Here is a 20174-nt window from a genome sequence, read left to right as displayed (position 1 = left end):
AACCCTTTTTATCATGTGTTTTTATCATGTATACTAGGATTTCGAGCGTCAAATGTGATGAAGAAAGGGTGAACACACATGACTCAACCAGATGCCAGTCAGACAAACAGCACAGCAGCCCCAGGCCCTACTTCTCCCCCTAAAGTTGGACAAACTCCCTTTAAAAACTGGAAACTCTTCTACAAAAAGCTGAGCAAAAATAAAGCGGCCATGGCTGGCGGCATATTAATTGTCATTTTAGTTATTATTGCCTTATTCCCGTCATTGTTTGCCACCCATGACCCTTTGGCTCAAAATTTGCAAAATAAGTTGGCCAAACCTTCCTCAGAGCATTGGCTGGGTACTGATCACCTGGGCCGGGATATTTACAGCCGGATTATTTATGGCACCCAAATTACCTTGTACGTGGGCTTTGTTTCTGTGCTGATCGGCGCCTTTTTCGGTGTCCTTCTAGGCATTATTTCCGGATATTATGGTGGCTGGATTGACGCATTGATTATGCGAATCATGGATGTTTTGCTGGCTTTTCCAGGCATCCTTTTGGCGTTGGCCATTGTCAGTGCACTAGGGCCCGATATGATCAACGTCATTATTGCTGTGGCCATTTTTGCAGTGCCCACTTTTGCCCGTATTGTCCGGGGCTCCACATTGGCCGTGCGCAAGATGGAGTACATTGAGGCCATCCGTGCGCTGGGAGCAAGGGATGGGAAAATTATTTTTCAACATATTTTGCCCAATGTCATGTCGCCGATCATCGTTCAAGGGACTCTGTATATTGCCTCAGCCATTTTGATTGCCAGCGGTTTGTCTTTCCTTGGATTGGGAGCCCAGCCACCCACACCTGAATGGGGAGCCATGCTGGCCGGCGGAAGAAACTATATTTGGGATGCCCCCCATGTCTCCCTGTACCCGGGAATTGCCATAGTTGTTAGTGTGCTGGCCTTTAACTTGTTAGGCGATGGCTTGAGAGATGCCCTTGATCCCAGAATGAAAAACTAGATGACGAGGTGTACACAATGTTAGTCTATATTGTCCGCAGGATCCTGCAAACCATTCCGGTTTTGATGGGCGTTGTGTTGGTGGTTTTGCTCTTGATGCATCTCATTCCGGGCGACCCCGCTCAGATTATTGCCGGGGAAAGTGCTTCTCCAGAGCGGGTAGAGCAGATGAGGGAGCGTTTGGGCTTAAATGACCCCTTACACATTCAATACCTGAAATATTTAGGTAATGCCGTTCGGGGGGATTTGGGTGAATCCATCCGTTCCGGTCGTCCCGTGACTGAGGAAATTTTTAACTCACGGTTCAGAACCACGGTTGAACTGGCTGTTATCGGTACGCTGCTCAGCATTTTTATCGGTCTTATTGCTGGTATTATCTCAGCTGTTAAACGTTATTCAGTATGGGATGTCAGCGTTATGCTCATCGCCTTATTTGGATTATCCATGCCTAACTTCTGGCTGGGAATTATGCTCATTCTTTGGTTTAGTGTGAATCTGGGCTGGTTCCCTGTTGCTGGATGGGGGACATGGCAGCATATGGTCTTACCCGCCATTACCCTGGGAACGGCTGGTGCGGCTATAATTGCCCGTATGACCCGTTCCAGTATGCTAGAAGTGATCAACCAGGATTATATTCGTACGGCCCGGGCCAAAGGGGTAAAAGAGGCGGTTGTGATTTATAAACACGCTTTGCGCAATGCCCTTATTCCGGTCGTAACCGTTGTTGGCTTGCAGTTTGGTTCCCTGTTGGGAGGAGCAGTGTTAACCGAGGTCGTGTTTGCCATTAATGGTATGGGGCGTCTCATCGTAGATGCAATCTATGCCCGGGACTTTCCAGTTGTTCAAGGTACAGTTCTGGTTGCTTCCGTGTTGTTTGTTTTGGTCAACCTGCTGGTGGACATATCCTACCGACTGCTTAATAAACGGGTGGAATTGAACTAGGAAGGACGGTGAACAGGGATGGGCGTCAAAAGCGGAACCCCCATTCTGGAAGTGAAAAATCTCAAGACCTCTTTTTTTACTGAGGAAGGAGAAGTGAAAGCGGTCGACGGGGTCAGCTTCTCAATAGAAAAAGGAAAAACATTGGGGATCGTCGGGGAATCGGGATGTGGTAAGAGTATTACCTCTTTGTCCATTATGCGCCTCTTGCCCCAGCCGGCAGGTAAAATTGTAGGTGGAGAAATCTGGTTTAAAGGAGAAAATCTGCTGGAGAAATCGGATAAGGAATTCCGTCACATTCGTGGAAAGCATATCTCCATGATCTTTCAGGAGCCAATGACCTCCCTTAATCCTGTGTTTACCGTGGGAGACCAGATTGCTGAGACGATCCGTATCCACGAAAAGAAAAGCAAAAAAGAGGCCTGGGAGAAAGCGGTCGAGATGCTGAAGCTGGTGGGCATCCCTTCTCCAGAAAAACGGGCCAGGCAATATCCCTTTGAATTGTCCGGGGGGATGCGCCAGCGGGTGATGATTGCCATCGCCTTGGCTTGCAGCCCGGAGCTTTTGATCGCGGATGAGCCCACCACGGCACTGGACGTCACCATTCAGGCGCAAATCCTGGAGCTGATAAAAAAGCTGCAGGAAGAGCTGGGAACGACCATTATCATGATTACCCATGACCTTGGGGTTGTGGCCGAGATGTGCGATAAAGTGGCTGTTATGTACGCGGGTAAAGTGGTGGAGTATGCGGATGTCTACACCCTGTTTGAAAATCCGAAACATCCGTACACTATGGGTTTGTTAGAGTCACTGCCCCGCCATGACGAAGACCAGGAAGAGCTGGCCGTCATCAAAGGCTCAGTGCCGAGTCCGTTTAACATGCCCAAGGGCTGCCGTTTTGCACCCCGCTGTCCCCATGCCAAACCGATGTGTTTCGATCATCTGCCCGAACTTCAAACCATGGAGGACGGCAACCAGGTTCGCTGCTGGATCTATACGGACAAGTGGGATGAACAGAAGGAGGTGGCCACAAAATGAGTAAAGCCCCGCTGCTTCAAGTGGAGAATCTGAAACAATATTTCCCGATTAAAGGTGGTATATTCGGACGCACCATTAATTACGTCAAAGCGGTGGATGATATCAGCTTCCACGTCAATGAGGGTGAAACGGTCAGTGTCGTTGGCGAATCGGGGTGCGGCAAATCAACTACGGGGCGTGCCATCCTCCGTTTGGAAGAGCCCACCGCAGGGAGAGTGATTTTTCAAGGACAAGATTTGCTTAAATTAAGCAAGACGGAGATGCGTAAAAAACGCAAGGATTTGCAGATCATTTTCCAAGACCCATTTGCTTCCCTTAACCCAAGGCAGACAGTGCGTCAAATTTTGGAAGAAGCTTTGGCTATTCAAAATGTGGTCCCGCGCAACCAGCGGCGCCAGCGTGTCATTGAGTTACTGGAAATGGTAGGCTTAAATGCAGATCAGGCCGACCGTTATCCCCATGAATTTAGCGGTGGCCAGAGACAACGAATCGGCATTGCCCGCGCCTTGTCTGTTGAACCCAAACTGGTGATCTGTGATGAAGCTGTCTCGGCCTTGGACGTGTCCGTTCAGGCTCAGGTGCTCAATCTGTTAAAAAAATTGCAGCGTGAATTTAATTTGACCTATCTGTTTATTTCCCATGATATGGGTGTAGTCCGTCATATCTCAGACCGGATTATTGTGATGTACCTGGGTAAAATCGTAGAAATGGGAGATAAGCAATCACTCTTTGAAAACCCGCAGCATCCCTATACCCGGGCGCTGTTATCTGCCATTCCGGTGGCTGATCCGAGACGGAAGAAAGAGCGGATCATTCTTAAGGGCGATGTGCCCTCACCGATTGATCCCCCTCAAGGCTGCCGCTTCCACACCCGCTGTCCCTTTGTGATGGACCGCTGTAAAACGGAGGCGCCGCCGATGCATAAACTGGGCCCGCAGCATGAGGCTGCCTGTCATCTGCTGGAGGAAGGCCCGGTCGATTACAGCCAATTGCTGAAAGAGATCAAGATTTCCTAACCTGTGCTCATCTCAAGGGATGTTAAGTATCTCAAGGGATGTTAAGTAATGATATGATAGATCATGACAATGATCAACGGCCGCAGTTCCGTTGCTATACGGAGTTGCGGCTTATTTTTCACTTTACAGTTGATGACTTGTCAAGCTGGGAAAAATAAGAAACAATAAGGATAGTACTGAAGGGAAAGGTTGGTAGAGCATGCGTCCTCTTTTGCAAGTCGAGCACGTCACAGGCGGGTATACGGCAACGAAACCCGTCATACATGACATCAGTTTTGACATTAATGCAGGAGAAATTGTCTCGCTTATTGGACTGAACGGTGCCGGAAAAAGCACCACCATTAAGCATATCCTGGGACTTCTCTCGCCTCATGAGGGCTCCATTATGATTGATGGCTGTAGCTTCAAGGATGATCCAGACCGTTACCGCTCTTTGTACAGCTATATCCCTGAATCCCCTGTTTATTATGAGGAACTGAACTTGTGGGAACATCTGGAACTGGCGGCGATGGCGTATGGCCTGGACCGGTTGACCTTTGAAAAGCGGGCTGAACATTTATTGCAAGAGTTTCGCATGGAGAAAAAGAAGCATCAATTTCCCGCTCAGTTCTCCAAGGGGATGAAACAAAAGTTGATGATTATGATGGCCTTTCTGGTACAACCCAAACTGTATATTGTGGACGAGCCTCTCCTGGGGCTTGACCCGCTGGGCATCCGCTCTTTGCTGGAATGGCTGGTGGCTTGCAAGGAAAAAGGGGCGGGGATTTTAATGTCGACCCATATTTTAGCCACCGCTGAACGTTACTGTGACCGTTTTGTCATTATCCATGAGGGGCGCATCCGTGCCAAGGGCACCCTTGAGGAATTGCGCCAGATGAGCGGGATGCCTGCAGCCAGCCTGGATGATATTTATCTTACACTGACTGAGGTTGATGAAAGATGAAGAAAGCAGTCACTCAAGCTTCAAAACGTACCAGTACTGCCTCTGGTGCTGACCAGAACGAGCGCATGTTTCTGGATGTGGAGCAATTAGCCAGGAATCGGATTCAAGAATTTGTGACCGAAGCGGTTCGTTATTGGCAGCTGATTGCCTCGAGCGGTTTGCTGTTTACTGTGGTCGTGCTCTTAATTATCGGCATGATTTATTATGATCAGATTGTAGCTTGGATCCCGGACTGGATGCCCATGGGCTTCATTTATGCCGTTGTGTTTTGCTGGCTTGTTGCTCGGGCTCCCCAGCGTCATTTTTTGCATGAGGCCGATCTGATTTTTCTCACCCCTGTGGAGAGCCGGATGGACGATTATTTCCGGCACACATACCGCTATAACCTCATGTTACAAAGCGCTGCTGTCGTCGTTACATCAATCTTGCTTTACCCCTTTTGGCGGGATACGGTAGCCGCGGCAGAGCAGCCGGTCTGGGTCTATTTTTTGATCCCCTTGGTTTTAAAAGGGTGGAATTTTTCTTCCCATTGGAACATGTTGCGTCATATGGACGAACGTAAAGTGGAGATTCACCGGGGATTAAGAATCTTGTTCAGCTTTATTTTCCTGTTATGGTGGTTTTACCAGGGGCCTGCTTGGCTGTTGCCAATGCTGGTCTTGCCGCTAGTGGCCTTTTTCTTATATGAGCGGAAAGTGGTCCGTTCCCATGGTTACCGCTGGATGCGTCTGTTGGAGCTGGAACGGAAACAGCTCAGCCGGTTTTATGCTTTCTGTCAGGCTTTTGTGGATGTGCCGCACATGGGAACTCGTGTCCGCAAACGGCCCTGGCTCAGCTATGTGACGGCCTTACTGCCCTTTAACAGGACTTCTGTCTATCGCTACTTATATCTCAAGACGTTTATCCGTGCCCAAGATTATTTGGGGATTTATGTCCGTTTGACTCTCATCGGGACAGTGATGATTTATGTGCTGAACGAAGTATGGGTGAAGGGGCTCGTTTATCTTTTGTTTCTGTTTGTAGCAGCGACTCAGTTGCAGGCGGTATGGACACATCATCAACAGCAGTTTTGGCACCAGCTGTTTCCCCTTTCCCACAGAGAGCAAAGGGACAGCTTCGTGTGGATGTGCCGGGTCGTGCTGGGGATGCAGGCACTCGTCATGTTTATGCCGATTCTTGTGTCCGGCTCTCTGATCTCTGTTCAGCTCATGATTTTAGCGGCAGCAACAGCTTTTATATACTTCTTCACACGGAGAATCGGCATGAGAATAAGTGCCCTTTAAGATGAAACAAAATAATTAAAACAAAAAAAAAGAGGCCTTGTCCCAGGCCTAATCTCAAAAGGTGAAGGTATGAGTAAACAATTGAGGTGATACACATCATTCCATGGTTAACCAACATTAAGCGCTGCGAATTGCTGTTAGGATTGCCATACCCATCCGCCTTCAGTTTGAACCAATACCCCTCTTTGTTCAACCTGACATTCAGGACAGGTATCCGTATAGGAATCGTATAGCTCATGAAACTCTTTGTGGCAATGGGGACATATTTTTGCCGAATTGTAGCGCTCAAACTTGATCATGGTTTCTCTCCTCTCCCTCCCAAGGTGTTAAATTTGTTGTTGTTTTTATTATATGTGTTATAACACAAAAGTTCAATATTAATTTTTGATATATAACAGATTTTTTGTAAAAAAGTGCTTCTGGCCAGCAAAAAGGAGACCTGCAGTACAGATCTCCTTCTTGCCAAATGAAGATGTCTTTACTTTTTCAGCGGTTGCCATGACCAGTATGTAAGGGAGCGCCACAACCACTCTGCCGGGCCATAACGGAAATGGCCTAACCATATGCGGCTAAAGCATACTTGCAACGGATAGAGGACGGCGGCGATGATCACCCACCAGACAGGGGCCACCTGATTATACAGGCCCAACCCATAGTTATAAAACAGGAGCGTACAGATGATAGACTGCAGCAAGTAATTGGTGAGCGCCATGCGGCCCACGGGAGCCAGGTAAGCCAGACGCCGTTGCCATCTTTGGCGGCGACAGAGCTGTAGCAGCGAGGTGATGTAGAAGAAACACAATCCAGGTCCGGCCACACACACACTGACAAAATGGAGCCATTGATAGAGGGTTAACCCGGTGTGTAGCATCTGTTGGTGACTGTAGACCTGCAACAGGGCAGCAGGTACACCAATACACAGACTTAACAGGCGGATGCGCCGGAACAGTGTTTCATGTTGATGCAGCTGTTGGTAGAACCGCCGTTTGCCCACATAAAGGCCTGTTAAAAACATGGCCAAAACAAGGGGAGCAACGAAAATGGAGTTGATGGCCATAAACAGATAATCAAACATACGCTGGGCCGTAATTTCCAGAAAGGTTCCGCTCCCGTAAGCAGCAATGGAGCGCTCAATATAGTGGTAAGCCGATTGCTCCCACTGGGGGTCACTAAATTCACCGCCAAAACCTGGAGCCAAGAGCAAGGTCACCACAACCACGGGCACTGCCCACAAACCCACGGCCCAAGCCAGAAGGGTTTTGGGAGAAGAGCGACGGAAAAACAGAAGGATAAAACTAAGAACCGAATAAAGCATGAGAATATCGCCGGCCCAAATGAAAAAGGCATGGATCATGCCAATTATGAAGAGCACCACCAATCTGCGGGTAAACAGGGGCAAAACCGAATAACCTTTGGCCTCTGCTCTCTCCATAAACAGGACAAAGCCTAAACCAAATAAGAAAGAAAACATGGTAAAAAATTTGGCTTCAGCAAAAAACTGAATGCCCCACAGCGCCAATTTATCCCCCAGACTTTCCCACTCATCTATTCCTGCCATTTGAATATAAACCACCGGCGAAGCGAAAAAAGCCATGTTGGCCAATAAAATCCCTAACAGGGCGAATCCGCGTATCTGATCCAATACTTCCAGGCGTTCCTGAGGTGAGGTGGGGTGGAGAGACATCTCTTGGTTCTCAACTCCTTGACGGGTCTACATGCAAAAGGAGAATGGTTGTCAACCACTCTCCTGTCATCATTTTTTAGTAGAGGCAAAAAAGTGACGTTATTTTCCAGCGGGTGGTGAAGAAGGTCTAATACTTACTGTCTGGATGGTGCTCAATACCCAAAAATTCCTCGATTCTCTTGGTCAGCTCCTGTGCGGTACTGGCCAGGTCGTAGTTGGGGATGGAGATGTCACACTTATCTTTATAGGCCATAATTTCTTCATAGTGGCTTAAGTGACGCTTAATCGTTTCGGGATCATCCCCCCGCTCAATTTGCCGTTGAATGACAGTGTCCCGGTCGGCATAAACAAAAATGGTTAAGGTTTTGGTAAATTCCCTTTTGAAAATTTCACATCCCTCTGGGCTTAAAATAGCAATTAAACTGCCCGCTTTTTCTAATAGATCTTGGCAATCTTGTTTGCGGATTCCGTAGTAGAAGCCGTCCATTTGAACCACTTCAATAAACTCACCAGCCCCTTGCATCTCTTTGAACGTATCTTCAGTTACAAAGTTGTATTCTTTGCCATCTGTTTCACGGGGAAGTTTAGGGCGGGTGGTATAGGAGGTGACCATTGGTATATGCAGCGTGACACCGATTGCATTAGCCAAAGTAAATCGTCCTGATCCGTCGGGTCCAACAAATAACAACGCTCTTCCTTCTAAGGGCATATGATCTCCTCCAATCAAGATGAATCATAAAAATTCTGACACTATCGTTCTAAGTATACCATTCTTTTAGCAAAAAAGATAGCCTTAAAGGAAAGATATGGGGATTTTTACGTTGATTTGTTATGATGATAAAAAGGGAGATGAACGGTGAGGAGAGATAGGCATGCAGATGGATGATGAGCATAACAAGGGTAAAAAAGGAGGAGCCTCCTCATGAAGACAAATAAATATTCATTTAAAACAGAAACAAGGGATACCAAACGCCTCTTTATCGCTCTGCCCCTCCCTTATGCAGTGCGCCAACATCTTAAGGAAAGGGCCAGTCAGTGCAAAAGACAATGGCCATTTAAAAAATGGGTGCATGTTGAGGATTATCATCTCACGCTCAAGTTTTTGGGCGACACGACCCTGACACGTCTACCGCGGCTGAACCGCTCCCTTGCTGAGATTGCCTCATGCTTTTCTCCCTTTAAATTGTCCCTGGAAAATCTGGGTGTCTTTGGTGATCCAAGCCGTCCGCGCATTCTGTGGATTGGTGTTCAGGGAGAGCTTGACGTGCTCAATAACTTGCAACACAAGGTCGAAGAGGAAATGGCCAAGCTGGGTTATCCTGCTGACAACAGGCCCTACCGCCCCCATGTGACCCTGGCCCGAACATACAGGGGAAAGCAAACATTTGATATTCGCTCCCTTAACCAGGGTGTTCAGCTGAACAGCGATAAAATCACTTGGCAGGTTAAAGAGGTGGTACTATATGAAAGCCGCGCGGATCTTCTACCGATGTATAAGCCACAGTTAATAGTTCAGTTGGGGCATAAGTTTGGGAACTATTACAGTCAATAATATTTTGCTATTTTGTCAAAAGATATTCACAAATACAATGGCCCATGTTATAATTTAGATAAAACTTTTGAATACGTATACAAAAAATTAACCAAGCACTTCGACTGACGCTAGAAAGAGGACAGATCATGGTCTCATCTAAATTGGTAGCAAAACTAGCCGGGGTTTCCCAGGCTACGGTCTCCCGGGTCATTAATGGCTCGCCCCATGTGCGCAAGGAGACCCGCGAAAAAGTGGAGCGGGCCATGAAGGAACTGGGTTACCGTCCCAATATGATCGCCCGCAGTTTGGTCTTGAATCGAACAAAAACACTGGCCTTGATATCCGGGGGATTGGAAAATCCTTTCTATTCTGAGGTGGCGACTGCTATCATTAACACGGCGACCGTTAAAGGCTACAACACACTGGTCTATTTTGAACAATCCCATGGCATGGATGAGATTATTGATGAGGTATTAAGCCATCATGTCGAAGGAATCATTATTTCTTCTATCAATCTACAACACCCCATTTATGATACGTTGGAACAATCCGGAATCCCGTTTATTATGATTAACCGCAAGCACCAAAAAGAGGGCCATTACGTGGTGTTGGACAACCATACTGCCGGACGTTTGGCTATGGAACATCTGGTTCAGCTTGGGCACCAACGGATTGGGATGGTGCTGGGACCTGCTAATATTTCTACTTTTCTTGAACGCAAAGAAGGGGCACTACAAGTTTTAGAGGAAAACGGCATCAAGTTTAATCCTGCATATTTACAAGAAGTGAATTTAACCGCACAGGACATCAAATCTGCTGTAACTGAACTAGTGTATCTTGCCAATCCGCCCACTGCGCTTTTGTGCGGCACAGATCACATAGCGCTTATAGCCATGGATATACTGTTAAGTATGAATCTACGTATTCCCGACGATATCAGTGTCATCGGTTTTGATGATATTGCCTTGGCTGGCCATCAAGCCATACAATTGACTAGTGTGGCGCATAACATTGAACAGATGGGGGAATTGGGGGTTAATCTGTTAGTTAATTTAATTGAGGAAGAAAATAATACTTCAGCTTATAAACAGATTCAGCTTAAACCTCACTTGGTGATTCGTAATACCACCGCAAAACTGAATCACTAGATACACTCTATTTATGCCTGTATCTCTTTTTATAGCTTATTATGAATCCGCATACATTTTGTTTAGGGGGTGATCCTGCAAGAATAATATTTAGATTCTATAATTATGGAAATTTATAGAAGTTTTAATATTTAAAAATGTATACGTATACAATCTTGGGAGTTTTCATCAAAAATAAAGAAAAAACAATTAGGGGGAAGATTAGTTATGATTAAGCGCAGCAAATGGTTTGTCATTGCTAGTGCACTGTTTATGTTGGTACTGGCAGGTTGCGGTAATCAAACGGCTGATGATGGCGGTCAAGCCGCGGAGGAGGCCGGAACAGAGCAGGCAGTTGAACTCGTTTTATCCCATACAGCTTTACCTGGCACTCCCATCTATCTCACTTATGAAAAATTTAAAGAAGAGCTGGAAGAGCGTACCGAAGGAAGTGTCACAGTCAAAATTCACCATAGTGCCACTTTAGCTGGTGATACCCAAGGGATAGAGATGTTACAAAACGGCACTTTAGATATTGCCTCTGCGGCAACGAACAATATGGCCCCGTTTACAGATTTGTTCCTGGTGTTTGATCTGCCGTATATATTTGAGGATGTGTATGCTACTCACAAGGTGCTAAACGGAGATGTTGGGCAAGAGTTTAAGGAAAAGGCAGAAGAGGAGTTAGATTTGAAGCTGCTCTTTTTCCTTGATCCTGGTACTCAGCGAGATGTCATGAACTCAAAGAGGGAAGTGCGTGTGCCTGAAGATTTAAGAGGACTGCGCTTCCGTACAGCTGAAAGCCCAATAGAAATGGCCTATGTGGAAGCATTGGGTGCTGTAGCTACACCGATTACTTGGGTTGAGGTATATTCTGCCCTTGAACAAGGTGTAGTCGACGGTTTGGCGCAACAATTTCACTGGGTCGTAACTGCCAATCTGCATGAGGTAATTCGCTATGTCACTGAAACAGGCGGTATTCACGCGATGCATATGGCCTTCATGAATAAAGACAGTTTTGACAAGCTGTCAGAAGCCCAGCAGCAAGCTGTCTTGGAAGCTGCCCAAGTGGCACAAGATTACAATTTTGAAATTGCGCCCAAAATGGCTGATGAGATGAAACAGCAGATGATTGATGAAGGGGTACAATTCTACACCCCTACAGAGGAGGAATTGGCCCAATGGCGTGAGATTTCAGTCTCCATTTGGGATCTGTTTACTGATCGAATTCCTGAAGATCTGATTGAGAGAATCCAAGAAGCCCAGCGCTGATGGATTGATCTGCAGGCGGTTAGCTGGACAGGCTTAAGCCTCTCGCTTAACCGCCCTGTTTAAGGAGGATGTGTTGATGTTAGCCAAACTGGATCACATTTTAGGGAAATGCAGTGATCTTATCAATGTAGTCTCTAAATATGTACTGGGGATCATTGTAGCAACCATGTTTGCATCCATTATTTTACAGGTGGCCCTCCGTTATCTGTTTAACACGGGATTAAGCTGGCCTGAGGAGCTGACCACCTTTTTAATGGCTTGGATGACCTTTATTGGCTCAGCTATCGCTGTTAAACAAATGGAACATATCAGCATTAATATGTTTGTTGAACGTTTGCCACAGCGAGGGCAGTTTCTGGTGCGCCTCATCACCAAAATCATTATGCTCTTGTTTGTCATCTTATTGGTTTATTTGGGTTACAACCTGGCTGTCAATAGCGCCAACTATTTTTCCAATGCCTTGGGCCTATCCCTGTTTTGGCCTCGGCTGAGCATTTTGGTTGGCGGAAGCATCATGGTGCTCCATCTGGTTCATTTTATTGTCCGTGATTTGCGGGAGGTAAGACGCACATGATCTGGTGGCTGCTGATTCCTTTCTTAATTGCGCTGTTCATTGGTATTCCGATCTCCTTTAGTCTGGGGATTGCAGTCATTATATTTATTTTTGTCACGGGCACGCTCCCTTTTGATGTGTTTGCCCAGACGTTGTATTATCCCACTGAATCATTTCCTCTCATGGCCATTCCGTTCTTTATCTTGGCGGGAGAGCTGATGAATCGGTCAGGGATTACAGATCGACTGATCAACTTCGCTAAATTTTTCATGGGCCGGGTGCGAGGGGGATTGGCGCAGGTGACGGTTGTTTCCGGGGCGGGTTTTGCCGGTTTGTCGGGCTCTGCCGTAGCGGAAACGGCCGCCTTGGGCAAAACTTTAGGACCTGCGATGGAGAAGCAAGGCTACGGTAAAGATTTTATCGCTGCGCTGATCGCCAGTGTGGGGGTCATGGCACCGGTTATTCCGCCCAGCATCATTATGATTTTATATGGTGCACAGATGAACGTCTCTATCGGGGCCCTGTTTATGGCCGGCATTGTACCTGGTCTCATCATTGCTTGCTTGCTGATGCTGGTTGCTTATCTGATGGCCATAAAGAACCGATATCCTACATCTTCAGTCCCCTTTTCATGGAAAGGGTTGCTGGACGTTACGGTGGCTGCATCCTTAGCATTTGTCATGCCCATCATTATTGTGCTTGGGATTCGCGGAGGGGTGTTTACACCTACAGAAGGTGGTGCCGTCGCGGCAGCTTATGCTTTTTTAGTTGGCGGGTTGATTTATCGCAGTTTAACATTGAATGATATCTTTGAAAGCTTTGTGCGCAGTGGCATTACCTCAGCGGTTATTCTACTGGTAGTGGCCATGTCTGCTCCTTTCGGGTGGGTGATGACCTATTTTGCTATTCCACAGGCAGTGGCCGATGCACTGTTAGGACTAACAGATAATCATGTGATTATCTTGTTACTTATCATTTTCATCCTCATTTTTGTGGGAATGTTTTTGGAAGGTGCAGCCATCGTCATGCTCCTTGGCCCCGTATTGGCACCGGTTGCAGCAGAGATGGGGATGGACCCTGTTCATTTTGCCATTGTGATGGTTGTGGCTATTGCCATAGGTATGGCGACACCACCAGTTGGTGTTAATCTCTTTGTGATGGTTCCTATCATGGGCACAACGATGGAGAAGGCAAGCAAAGCTGTGTTGCCCTTTGTTTTGTCTTTGTTTATTGCTTTGTTAATTATTGCATTCTTCCCCGAAATCGTCTTATGGTTGCCTCAATTATTCCGATAGTTTATTCCGTTGTTCATTCTTTCTACAAATAGGAGGGATTGCAAGTGAGTCATACAGGTTTTGAAGCAGGTTCCATTATTGCTGGTCAGGAATATAAGGGGAAAGGACGCGACACTTTAGAAGTTCACAATCCCTTTAACAAAGAGGTGATTGGCCGCATTCATCTAGCCACGAGTGAGGATTTGGACCGGGCGATCGTGACTGCCCTGAAAGTGTTCCACACAACCATGAAAAAAATTCCGGCTTATCAAAGAGCAGCCATATTACGCCGAGCCGCTGATATTTTGGAAGAGCGTACGGAGGAGTTTGCTACCATCCTTGCTTTAGAGGCAGGCAAACCAATACGCGATGGCCGGGCCGAAGTGAAGCGGGGTGTGCAGGTTTTACGTTTCTCTGCCGATGAAGCGAAAAAGTTGGCAGGTGAACTGGTACCCATGGATGCAGCTGTAGGTGGGGAAAACCGATTAGGCTTAGTTAAGCGGGTGCCCCTGGGTGTAGTTGGGGCGATTACACCATTTAACTTCCCGCTGAACCTGGCTTTACACAAATTGGGTCCTGCTATAGCTGCTGGCAATACTGTGGTTTTAAAACCAGCGGAAAAAACGCCGTTTTCTGCAATACAATTAGCCAAGGTGTTTGAAGAAGCAGGATTGCCCACGGGTGCACTTAATGTTGTTTTGGGTTTTGGCCCCGACATCGGCGAACCTTTGGTACAAGATGAACGCATTTCCAAAGTGACCTTTACTGGCAGTCCGCAGGTTGGCTTGAAAATTAAACAGATGGCTGGATTAAAGAAGGTTACCCTGGAATTGGGTTCTAACTCCCCTAACATAATTTTTGATGATGCTGAGCTGGATATAGCTGTTAAAAGTCTAGTTAAAGGGGCTTTTGCTTTCTCTGGCCAAGTGTGTATATCAGTGCAGCGCATCTATGTTCAAAAAACGGTTTATGATGCGTTTGTGGAACGGTTTGTCCGCCAGGTGAATGAATTGCAGGTGGGCGATCCGTTGCAAGAGTCAACTGATATTGGACCTATGATCACTGAGGAAGCGGCAAAACGAGCTGAAGAGTGGGTGAAAGAAGCACTGGAAGGGGGAGCCAAGGTATTGACAGGGGGGACAAGGAATGGTTCCGTCATGGCCCCGACTGTGTTAGTCAACGTGAAGCCAGAGATGAAGGTGGTTTGCCAGGAAGTATTTGCCCCTGTTGTTTCCATCATCCCCTTTACAACAGAGCAAGAAGTGATTCAAATGGCCAACAACTCGAATTTCGGCTTGCAAGCGGGTGTGTTTACTCAGAATATTGATCGTGCCCTTCGATTGGCAGATGCTTTAGAGACCGGTGGGGTATGGATCAATGAGATCTCTACTTACCGGCAAGACAACTACCCTTATGGTGGTGTGAAACAAAGTGGTGTGGGAAAAGAAGGAGTTAAATATGCTGTTGAAGATATGACAGACCTGAAATTTATAGGGATTAAACTTGGTTCATAACACGCCAACTGCCACAATTATAGTAACAGAGGTGATACGCATGAATTTAGCTTACTTTAGAACACCGAACGAATTGATCATGGGGGTAGGTTCTGTCAACACTGTCGGCCGTGAAGCCAAAAAACTGGGTGCTCATAAAGTATTGGTGGTCACTGATAAAGTGATCCGCAAGACAGGTATTCTTGATCAAGTGATCAGTCCTCTTCAAGAGGAACAACTCCTTGTGGATATCATTGACGATGTGGTTGCGGAGCCTCCATTTGAGATTTTGGAACAGATAGTAGCCAAAATTAAAACAGGCGGCTTTGATGTATTAATTGGTGTCGGGGGAGGCAGCGCCCTGGATGTCACAAAAGTTTTGTCAGTGATGTTGACCAATGAGCAAAATGTCCGTGACATGGTCGGCATCGAGAAAGTAGAAAAAAAGGGTGTTCCGTTTATCTTGATTCCGACGACGGCGGGCACTGGTTCTGAGGTCACTTATAATGCCATTTTTACTGATACCCGTGATCAGGTTAAAAAAGGTATTGTGAGCACTTACTTGTTGCCTGATGTGGCAATCGTGGATCCTGCCTTAACCTTAACTGTTCCCCCTGCTGTAACAGCAGCAACAGGGATGGATGCTTTGGTGCATGCTGTGGAGTCCTATACAGCGGTGCGGGCTAATCCCTTAACAGATGGCATCGCGCTCAAGGCCATTAAACTTATTTCACAATCACTGCGCAAAGCTGTTTTTCAAGGATCTAATTTAAAAGCGCGGGAAGAAATGGCTATGGGTAGTTTGTTAGCAGGTATTTCCTTAGGTAATGCAGGTGTGGGAGCTGTCCATGCCCTGGCCTATCCGCTGGGTGGCAAGTTTAAGGTGCCCCACGGGGTAGCCAACTCTATGTTATTACCCTATGTAATGAAGTACAATGTCGTTGCTGATCTACAAAAATTTGTCGAAATTGCCCAGGCGATGGGTGAACAGGTTGAGGGATTAAGTTTGCGTGAAGCGGCAGATCGAGCTGTACAAGCCATGAGTAAACTGGCCCAGGATGTGGGAATTCCAGCTTCAATCCGTGAGGTGGGGGTTAAGCGCGAAGATATTCCTGCCTTAGCTGAGGAAGCAAGTAAGATAGATCGGCTCTTAAATAACAATCCTCGCTGGCTAACAGTACGGGAGATTACTGAAATTTATGAAGCAGCTTATGAAGGAGAAAATTAAGGGTGTGGAGTGAGTAAAGCCCAGGGCCACACGTGGTTCTGGGCTTATGACGTGAAAATCCCCCAACAACAACTGTTGGGGGATGGGGAATGATTACATTTGAGGCTGAGGCTGCCCGACAGGCTGGTAACTGTGCAGCATCGTTTTGGCCGTGTGATTGTCAAGGGTGGGTACTTGGTACCAGCCTTTTTCGTTCATATAGCATTTGTCCAGGCTGCACCTGCTGCCGGTTGTGTATGGCTGCAGGAACCTGGGCGTAATCGTGTGTGTATTCCACCAGATGATTGTAATGTTGAATGGCTTGGCCGATGTGACGGTTGAGGATTTGCACCAATTGGGCACCATATGGCATGATGATTCCTCCCTTCAAACATTGCCCATCTATAACGTACCCGGAATGGTGAAAAGTATGGCTTGAGAGTTTCGGCAAAAATGGGCCACAACTGTTGTCACCGGAGGAATCATCTTTTACCAGGCCCGCTCGTACTGGCGGGGACCTTCAATCTGCATATTTAACTCTTGCGCCGCCCGTCTCGGCCAATAGGGATCGCGCAACAATTCCCGGGCCAGAAAGACAAGATCGGCCCGCTCATTCTGTAAAATTTCCTCTGCTTGCCATCCGCTGGTAATCAAGCCGACTGCGCCGGTGGCAATATTGGCTTCTGCCCTGATTTTCTCTGCAAAAGGCACCTGATACCCCGGATAAACATTGATTTTTGCCGGCACAACACCTCCGGAACTGCAGTCAATGAGATCCACACCTTGGGCTTTCATTTTTTGGGCATAATAAACGTAATCATCAACGGTTAATCCTTCAGGGTGGTAATCACTCGCTGAAATACGCACAAACAGAGGTCCATCCCACTCCTCTTTGACCGCCTCAATCACCTCCTGCAAAAACCGGTAGCGCCGGTCACGGTCCCCACCGTATGTATCATGACGATGGTTAGATAACGGGGACAAAAATTGATTAATGAGATAGCCATGGGCAGCGTGAATTTCTACCACGTCAAAACCAGCTGCCTTTGCCCGCCGGGCCCCTTCCCGGAAAGCGGCGATGGTCTCCTCAATCTGTTCCGCCGTCATAGCTGCCGGTGTTTTCATGTTTTCATTAAACGGAATGGCTGAAGGAGCGATAATGGGTCCATCAACGGTGGCTTTTCGGCCTGCGTGAGCCAATTGGATCCCTATTTTAGCACCGTGCTGGTGGCTCAAGCGGACTAATTCGGCTAAACCCTCAATATGTTCGTCACTCCAGATGCCCAAATCATGGACAGAGATGCGGCCTTGGGGGGTGACAGCCGTCGCCTCCACAATAATCAGGCCGACTTGTCCAACCGCCCGGCTGGTGTAATGGACGCGGTGCCAGTCGGTCACTTTCCCGTCTTCATCCATACAGGAGTACATGCACATCGGGGACATAACGATACGGTTTTTAAAGGTGACATCTTTGATGGTGTAAGGGCTAAACAGCTTGCTCATCCGCTCACATCCTTCTGCCGATAGTAGTGGTGTTTTTTAGTCTCATTTTTTCGCTTCACTAAATAGTTTAGCATGAGTACGTATTTTCGTCATGTCAAAGGATGTGCGGTGTAACTTAAGTTATTTCCAGCGCAAACTTATTGATGATGAGAGCGTTTGAGCAGAGCTTGACGCAATTGTTTTTCACTGATCTCCTTGCGAATAAATTTCATGATGGTATGAATCATCTGCTTGTTCATACTCCCCCTCCTCACGTTGGCTAGTTCAATCTTTATTTGCAGTTTATTCAAGACAGGCGGGAGATATACGGGGGAAACCGGAATTATTGGGTTTGATCAAATTTTTACTGGGCAGTAAGTAAGTTTCCTGTTGCAAGCTAATAAAAATATTGACATGACACCAGATAACTTATATTATGTAAATCGTAAGTATTACTATTTATAATGACAAACAAAGGGCGGCCTGGTATAAGGCCGCCCCCTTAATGATAACGGCGAAGTTAGCAGTATTCGTTCAGGTTGTAATCTTCTGGTTCGTTTTTTCTGCGTCTGTTGTCAGTTTCAACAACTCCGTATTCACCAGCAAACTCTTCCACGGGAACAATGTCCCGCAAGTTGATGTTCTCTTCGTTCCTGTTGCGCTGGTTTCTGCGGTTTCTGGCCACCAGAGCTGCACTCCCTTTCGCCGTTAGAATAGATGGGTTGACCAAATTTATGACCAAGCCCATCTGCCCCTTATTATGGCCTGTTTTGATCGGAAAAAAGAGTGTTAATTTGTAGCAACCGCCGCTGAAGTAGGATCCGTATTTAACTTCTCCACAATGTGTCGGGCGATCCAGACACCCGAAGCGGATGCTTGGGCCAACCCCCGGGTCAAACCGGCACCGTCTCCGGCGGCGTACAGGTTGCTGATCTCTTCCACTTCCAGGTGTTCCGTCAGATGGGGACGTGCAGAGTAAAATTTGGCTTCAACACCGTACAGCAGGGTGTGTTCAGTAGCCAGTCCGGGAGTGATGTGGTTTAAGGCTTCAATCATTTCAATAATGCTTTTCATGGTGGCATACGGCAGCACCTTGGTCAGGTCACCGGGCACAGCTTCTTTCAGGGTAGGCTCCACGAAACCTTCTTTGATCCTTTTTTCAGTGGAGCGGCGTCCCTTGATAATATCCCCAAAGCGTTGCACCAGGATGGAACCGCCGGAAAGTTCGTTGGCTAGCATGCCGATCCGGCGGGCGTATTCATTGGGCCTGTCAAACGGGTCGGAAAATTCATGGGAGACCAGCAGGGCGAAGTTGGTATTTTCCGATCCCAGCGCCTCATCTTTATAACTGTGACCATTGGCCAGCATGACTCCGCTGTGGTTTTCCACCACCACGTGCCCGGAAGGGTTGCTGCAAAAGGTTCTGACCCTCGTGCCGACCGAACTGTTAAAAATAAACTTTCCTTCGTACAGGTGGGTGTTCACCTCTTCCATAATGGTATCTAAGGTCTCCACCCGCACACCGATATCCACCTGATTGTTTTTCATTTTGATCTTCCGTTTTCTGAGCAGTTCAGCCAGCCAGACAGCCCCATCCCGGCCCGGGGCGATCAGCACATATCTACCCCTGATTTCTTCGCCATTCTTTTTCAGGATGACGCCCGTTGCTTTAAGCTTGCCGCTTTTCTCTTCCGTCAAGAGGTCGGCCACTTCTGTTTTGAAACGCATCTCAATTTTATCGTTTAAATACTCAAAAATACTTTGCAAAATTTGCAGGTTTTGTTCTGTTCCCAAGTGGCGGACATTGGCCCGCAACAATTTTAGACCTGCTGCCAGTCCTTTTTTCTCAATCTGTTTGACGGCCTCACTGCTTGGATCGGTAATGGAGGTCGTGGCGCCGTGTCTAAGGTTAATGTCATCCACATATTTAATCAAGTCATACACGGTACTTTTATCCAAATAATCGGTTAGCCAACCGCCGAATTCTGTGGTAATGTTAAACTTTCCATCCGAATAAGCGCCTGCACCTCCAAAACCATTGGTAATGGAGCAGGCAGGCAAACAGCCAGCATATTCTTTTTTCGCTGTGGGCGGCGGGCATTTCTTAATTTTCCGCTCCAGAATCGGACAGCGCCGGGCGTAAATATCCAGCCCTTTATCGATGAGCAGCACCTTGGCTCCTGGCGCTTTCAAGGTCAGCTCATAGGCGGCAAAGATCCCGGCCGGTCCGGCCCCAACAATAATGACATCGTACATGGGCAATCACCTCACATCCGGAATGAAAGACGAACAATTAAAAATGAATGCGCTTTTAAAGTTCGTTTTTTTCAA

20 protein-coding genes are annotated in these 20174 nt (G+C 47.1%); 13 read left to right on the top strand and 7 right to left on the bottom strand.

Annotated features, from left to right (window positions below):
- Positions 1-78 precede the first annotated feature (78 nt).
- The 6 genes from nikC (at position 79) to IEW48_RS03755 (ending at position 6217) form a co-directional block, all read left to right on the top strand.
- The gene (gene nikC, locus IEW48_RS03780) at positions 79-999 is read left to right on the top strand and encodes a nickel transporter permease (RefSeq protein WP_188622638.1); all 921 of its coding nucleotides are present in this window, start codon (positions 79-81) and stop codon (positions 997-999) included.
- Positions 1000-1016: 17 nt separating this feature from the next.
- Entirely contained in the window at positions 1017-1940 is a 924-nt protein-coding gene (gene nikB / locus IEW48_RS03775) for a nickel ABC transporter permease (protein WP_188622637.1), read from the top strand.
- Between the two features lie 18 nt (positions 1941-1958).
- The gene (locus tag IEW48_RS03770; protein WP_188622636.1) at positions 1959-2975 is read left to right on the top strand and encodes an ABC transporter ATP-binding protein; all 1017 of its coding nucleotides are present in this window, start codon (positions 1959-1961) and stop codon (positions 2973-2975) included.
- A complete protein-coding gene (locus IEW48_RS03765) occupies positions 2972-3991 on the top strand; it encodes an ABC transporter ATP-binding protein (RefSeq protein WP_188622635.1) in 1020 nt (339 codons plus the stop codon). Before IEW48_RS03770 ends, IEW48_RS03765 begins: the two co-directional genes overlap by 4 nt.
- A 199-nt stretch (positions 3992-4190) precedes the next feature.
- A complete protein-coding gene (locus IEW48_RS03760) occupies positions 4191-4934 on the top strand; it encodes an ABC transporter ATP-binding protein (protein ID WP_188622634.1) in 744 nt (247 codons plus the stop codon).
- Positions 4931-6217, top strand: a complete 1287-nt coding sequence (locus tag IEW48_RS03755; RefSeq protein WP_188622633.1) for an ABC transporter permease — start codon at positions 4931-4933, stop codon at positions 6215-6217. The genes IEW48_RS03760 and IEW48_RS03755 overlap by 4 nt, the downstream gene beginning before the upstream one ends.
- Before the next feature lie 137 nt (positions 6218-6354).
- Here the strand turns inward: IEW48_RS03755 and IEW48_RS03750 are convergent, their stop codons facing one another.
- The 3 genes from IEW48_RS03750 to IEW48_RS03740 all read right to left on the bottom strand — a co-directional run bounded on the left by IEW48_RS03750 (position 6355) and on the right by IEW48_RS03740 (position 8610).
- Entirely contained in the window at positions 6355-6516 is a 162-nt protein-coding gene (locus IEW48_RS03750) for a hypothetical protein (protein ID WP_188622632.1), read from the bottom strand.
- A gap of 179 nt (positions 6517-6695) precedes the next feature.
- On the bottom strand, positions 6696-7901 hold the full coding sequence (locus tag IEW48_RS03745) for a DUF418 domain-containing protein (protein ID WP_188622631.1): 1206 nt from the start codon (positions 7899-7901) through the stop codon (positions 6696-6698).
- A 127-nt stretch (positions 7902-8028) separates the two neighbouring features.
- A complete protein-coding gene (locus IEW48_RS03740) occupies positions 8029-8610 on the bottom strand; it encodes a guanylate kinase (protein ID WP_188622630.1) in 582 nt (193 codons plus the stop codon).
- 213 nt (positions 8611-8823) lie between these two features.
- Between IEW48_RS03740 and thpR the strand changes: the two genes are divergently transcribed.
- The 7 genes from thpR to IEW48_RS03705 all read left to right on the top strand — a co-directional run bounded on the left by thpR (position 8824) and on the right by IEW48_RS03705 (position 16382).
- A complete protein-coding gene (thpR, locus tag IEW48_RS03735) occupies positions 8824-9453 on the top strand; it encodes an RNA 2',3'-cyclic phosphodiesterase (protein ID WP_188622629.1) in 630 nt (209 codons plus the stop codon).
- Between the two features lie 128 nt (positions 9454-9581).
- Positions 9582-10583 carry a LacI family DNA-binding transcriptional regulator gene (locus tag IEW48_RS03730; protein ID WP_188622628.1) on the top strand — a complete coding sequence of 334 codons (1002 nt, stop codon included), beginning with the start codon at positions 9582-9584 and terminating at the stop codon, positions 10581-10583.
- A gap of 207 nt (positions 10584-10790) precedes the next feature.
- The gene (locus IEW48_RS03725; protein ID WP_188622627.1) at positions 10791-11834 is read left to right on the top strand and encodes a TRAP transporter substrate-binding protein; all 1044 of its coding nucleotides are present in this window, start codon (positions 10791-10793) and stop codon (positions 11832-11834) included.
- Between the two features lie 76 nt (positions 11835-11910).
- Entirely contained in the window at positions 11911-12408 is a 498-nt protein-coding gene (locus IEW48_RS03720) for a TRAP transporter small permease (protein ID WP_188622626.1), read from the top strand.
- On the top strand, positions 12405-13682 hold the full coding sequence (locus IEW48_RS03715; protein ID WP_188622625.1) for a TRAP transporter large permease: 1278 nt from the start codon (positions 12405-12407) through the stop codon (positions 13680-13682). The genes IEW48_RS03720 and IEW48_RS03715 overlap by 4 nt, the downstream gene beginning before the upstream one ends.
- Positions 13683-13726: 44 nt before the next feature.
- The gene (locus IEW48_RS03710; RefSeq protein ID WP_188622624.1) at positions 13727-15175 is read left to right on the top strand and encodes an aldehyde dehydrogenase family protein; all 1449 of its coding nucleotides are present in this window, start codon (positions 13727-13729) and stop codon (positions 15173-15175) included.
- 40 nt (positions 15176-15215) lie between these two features.
- The gene (locus tag IEW48_RS03705) at positions 15216-16382 is read left to right on the top strand and encodes an iron-containing alcohol dehydrogenase (protein ID WP_188622623.1); all 1167 of its coding nucleotides are present in this window, start codon (positions 15216-15218) and stop codon (positions 16380-16382) included.
- Positions 16383-16542: 160 nt separating this feature from the next.
- On the opposite strand, the gene IEW48_RS03700 is transcribed toward IEW48_RS03705, so the two are convergent.
- The 4 genes from IEW48_RS03700 to IEW48_RS03685 all read right to left on the bottom strand — a co-directional run bounded on the left by IEW48_RS03700 (position 16543) and on the right by IEW48_RS03685 (position 20099).
- On the bottom strand, positions 16543-16734 hold the full coding sequence (locus tag IEW48_RS03700) for a hypothetical protein (RefSeq protein WP_229703929.1): 192 nt from the start codon (positions 16732-16734) through the stop codon (positions 16543-16545).
- Between the two features lie 116 nt (positions 16735-16850).
- Positions 16851-17864: an NADPH dehydrogenase NamA gene (gene namA, locus IEW48_RS03695; RefSeq protein WP_188622622.1), complete on the bottom strand. Its 1014-nt coding sequence runs from the start codon at positions 17862-17864 to the stop codon at positions 16851-16853.
- A 499-nt stretch (positions 17865-18363) separates the two neighbouring features.
- Positions 18364-18585 carry a hypothetical protein gene (locus IEW48_RS03690; RefSeq protein WP_188622621.1) on the bottom strand — a complete coding sequence of 74 codons (222 nt, stop codon included), beginning with the start codon at positions 18583-18585 and terminating at the stop codon, positions 18364-18366.
- A 47-nt stretch (positions 18586-18632) separates the two neighbouring features.
- Positions 18633-20099 carry an NAD(P)/FAD-dependent oxidoreductase gene (locus tag IEW48_RS03685; RefSeq protein ID WP_188622620.1) on the bottom strand — a complete coding sequence of 489 codons (1467 nt, stop codon included), beginning with the start codon at positions 20097-20099 and terminating at the stop codon, positions 18633-18635.
- Between the last annotated feature and the right edge of the window lie 75 nt (positions 20100-20174).

This window comes from Caldalkalibacillus thermarum (genome assembly GCF_014644735.1).
GTDB lineage: Bacteria > Bacillota > Bacilli > Caldalkalibacillales > Caldalkalibacillaceae > Caldalkalibacillus > Caldalkalibacillus thermarum.
This window is presented reverse-complemented; position numbering and strand designations above follow the sequence as displayed.

What these genes read in the sequence shown, in the direction of transcription:
- nikC (WP_188622638.1), top strand. Translation starts at nt 79, where the DNA reads ATGACTCAACCAGATGCCAGTCAGACAAACAGCACAGCAGCCCCAGGC.
- nikB (WP_188622637.1), top strand. Translation starts at nt 1,017, where the DNA reads ATGTTAGTCTATATTGTCCGCAGGATCCTGCAAACCATTCCGGTTTTG.
- IEW48_RS03770 (WP_188622636.1), top strand. Translation starts at nt 1,959, where the DNA reads ATGGGCGTCAAAAGCGGAACCCCCATTCTGGAAGTGAAAAATCTCAAG.
- IEW48_RS03765 (WP_188622635.1), top strand. Translation starts at nt 2,972, where the DNA reads ATGAGTAAAGCCCCGCTGCTTCAAGTGGAGAATCTGAAACAATATTTC.
- IEW48_RS03760 (WP_188622634.1), top strand. Translation starts at nt 4,191, where the DNA reads ATGCGTCCTCTTTTGCAAGTCGAGCACGTCACAGGCGGGTATACGGCA.
- IEW48_RS03755 (WP_188622633.1), top strand. Translation starts at nt 4,931, where the DNA reads ATGAAGAAAGCAGTCACTCAAGCTTCAAAACGTACCAGTACTGCCTCT.
- IEW48_RS03750 (WP_188622632.1), bottom strand. Translation starts at nt 6,516, where the DNA reads ATGATCAAGTTTGAGCGCTACAATTCGGCAAAAATATGTCCCCATTGC.
- IEW48_RS03745 (WP_188622631.1), bottom strand. Translation starts at nt 7,901, where the DNA reads ATGTCTCTCCACCCCACCTCACCTCAGGAACGCCTGGAAGTATTGGAT.
- IEW48_RS03740 (WP_188622630.1), bottom strand. Translation starts at nt 8,610, where the DNA reads ATGCCCTTAGAAGGAAGAGCGTTGTTATTTGTTGGACCCGACGGATCA.
- thpR (WP_188622629.1), top strand. Translation starts at nt 8,824, where the DNA reads ATGAAGACAAATAAATATTCATTTAAAACAGAAACAAGGGATACCAAA.
- IEW48_RS03730 (WP_188622628.1), top strand. Translation starts at nt 9,582, where the DNA reads ATGGTCTCATCTAAATTGGTAGCAAAACTAGCCGGGGTTTCCCAGGCT.
- IEW48_RS03725 (WP_188622627.1), top strand. Translation starts at nt 10,791, where the DNA reads ATGATTAAGCGCAGCAAATGGTTTGTCATTGCTAGTGCACTGTTTATG.
- IEW48_RS03720 (WP_188622626.1), top strand. Translation starts at nt 11,911, where the DNA reads ATGTTAGCCAAACTGGATCACATTTTAGGGAAATGCAGTGATCTTATC.
- IEW48_RS03715 (WP_188622625.1), top strand. Translation starts at nt 12,405, where the DNA reads ATGATCTGGTGGCTGCTGATTCCTTTCTTAATTGCGCTGTTCATTGGT.
- IEW48_RS03705 (WP_188622623.1), top strand. Translation starts at nt 15,216, where the DNA reads ATGAATTTAGCTTACTTTAGAACACCGAACGAATTGATCATGGGGGTA.
- IEW48_RS03700 (WP_229703929.1), bottom strand. Translation starts at nt 16,734, where the DNA reads ATGCCATATGGTGCCCAATTGGTGCAAATCCTCAACCGTCACATCGGC.
- namA (WP_188622622.1), bottom strand. Translation starts at nt 17,864, where the DNA reads ATGAGCAAGCTGTTTAGCCCTTACACCATCAAAGATGTCACCTTTAAA.
- IEW48_RS03685 (WP_188622620.1), bottom strand. Translation starts at nt 20,099, where the DNA reads ATGTACGATGTCATTATTGTTGGGGCCGGACCGGCCGGGATCTTTGCC.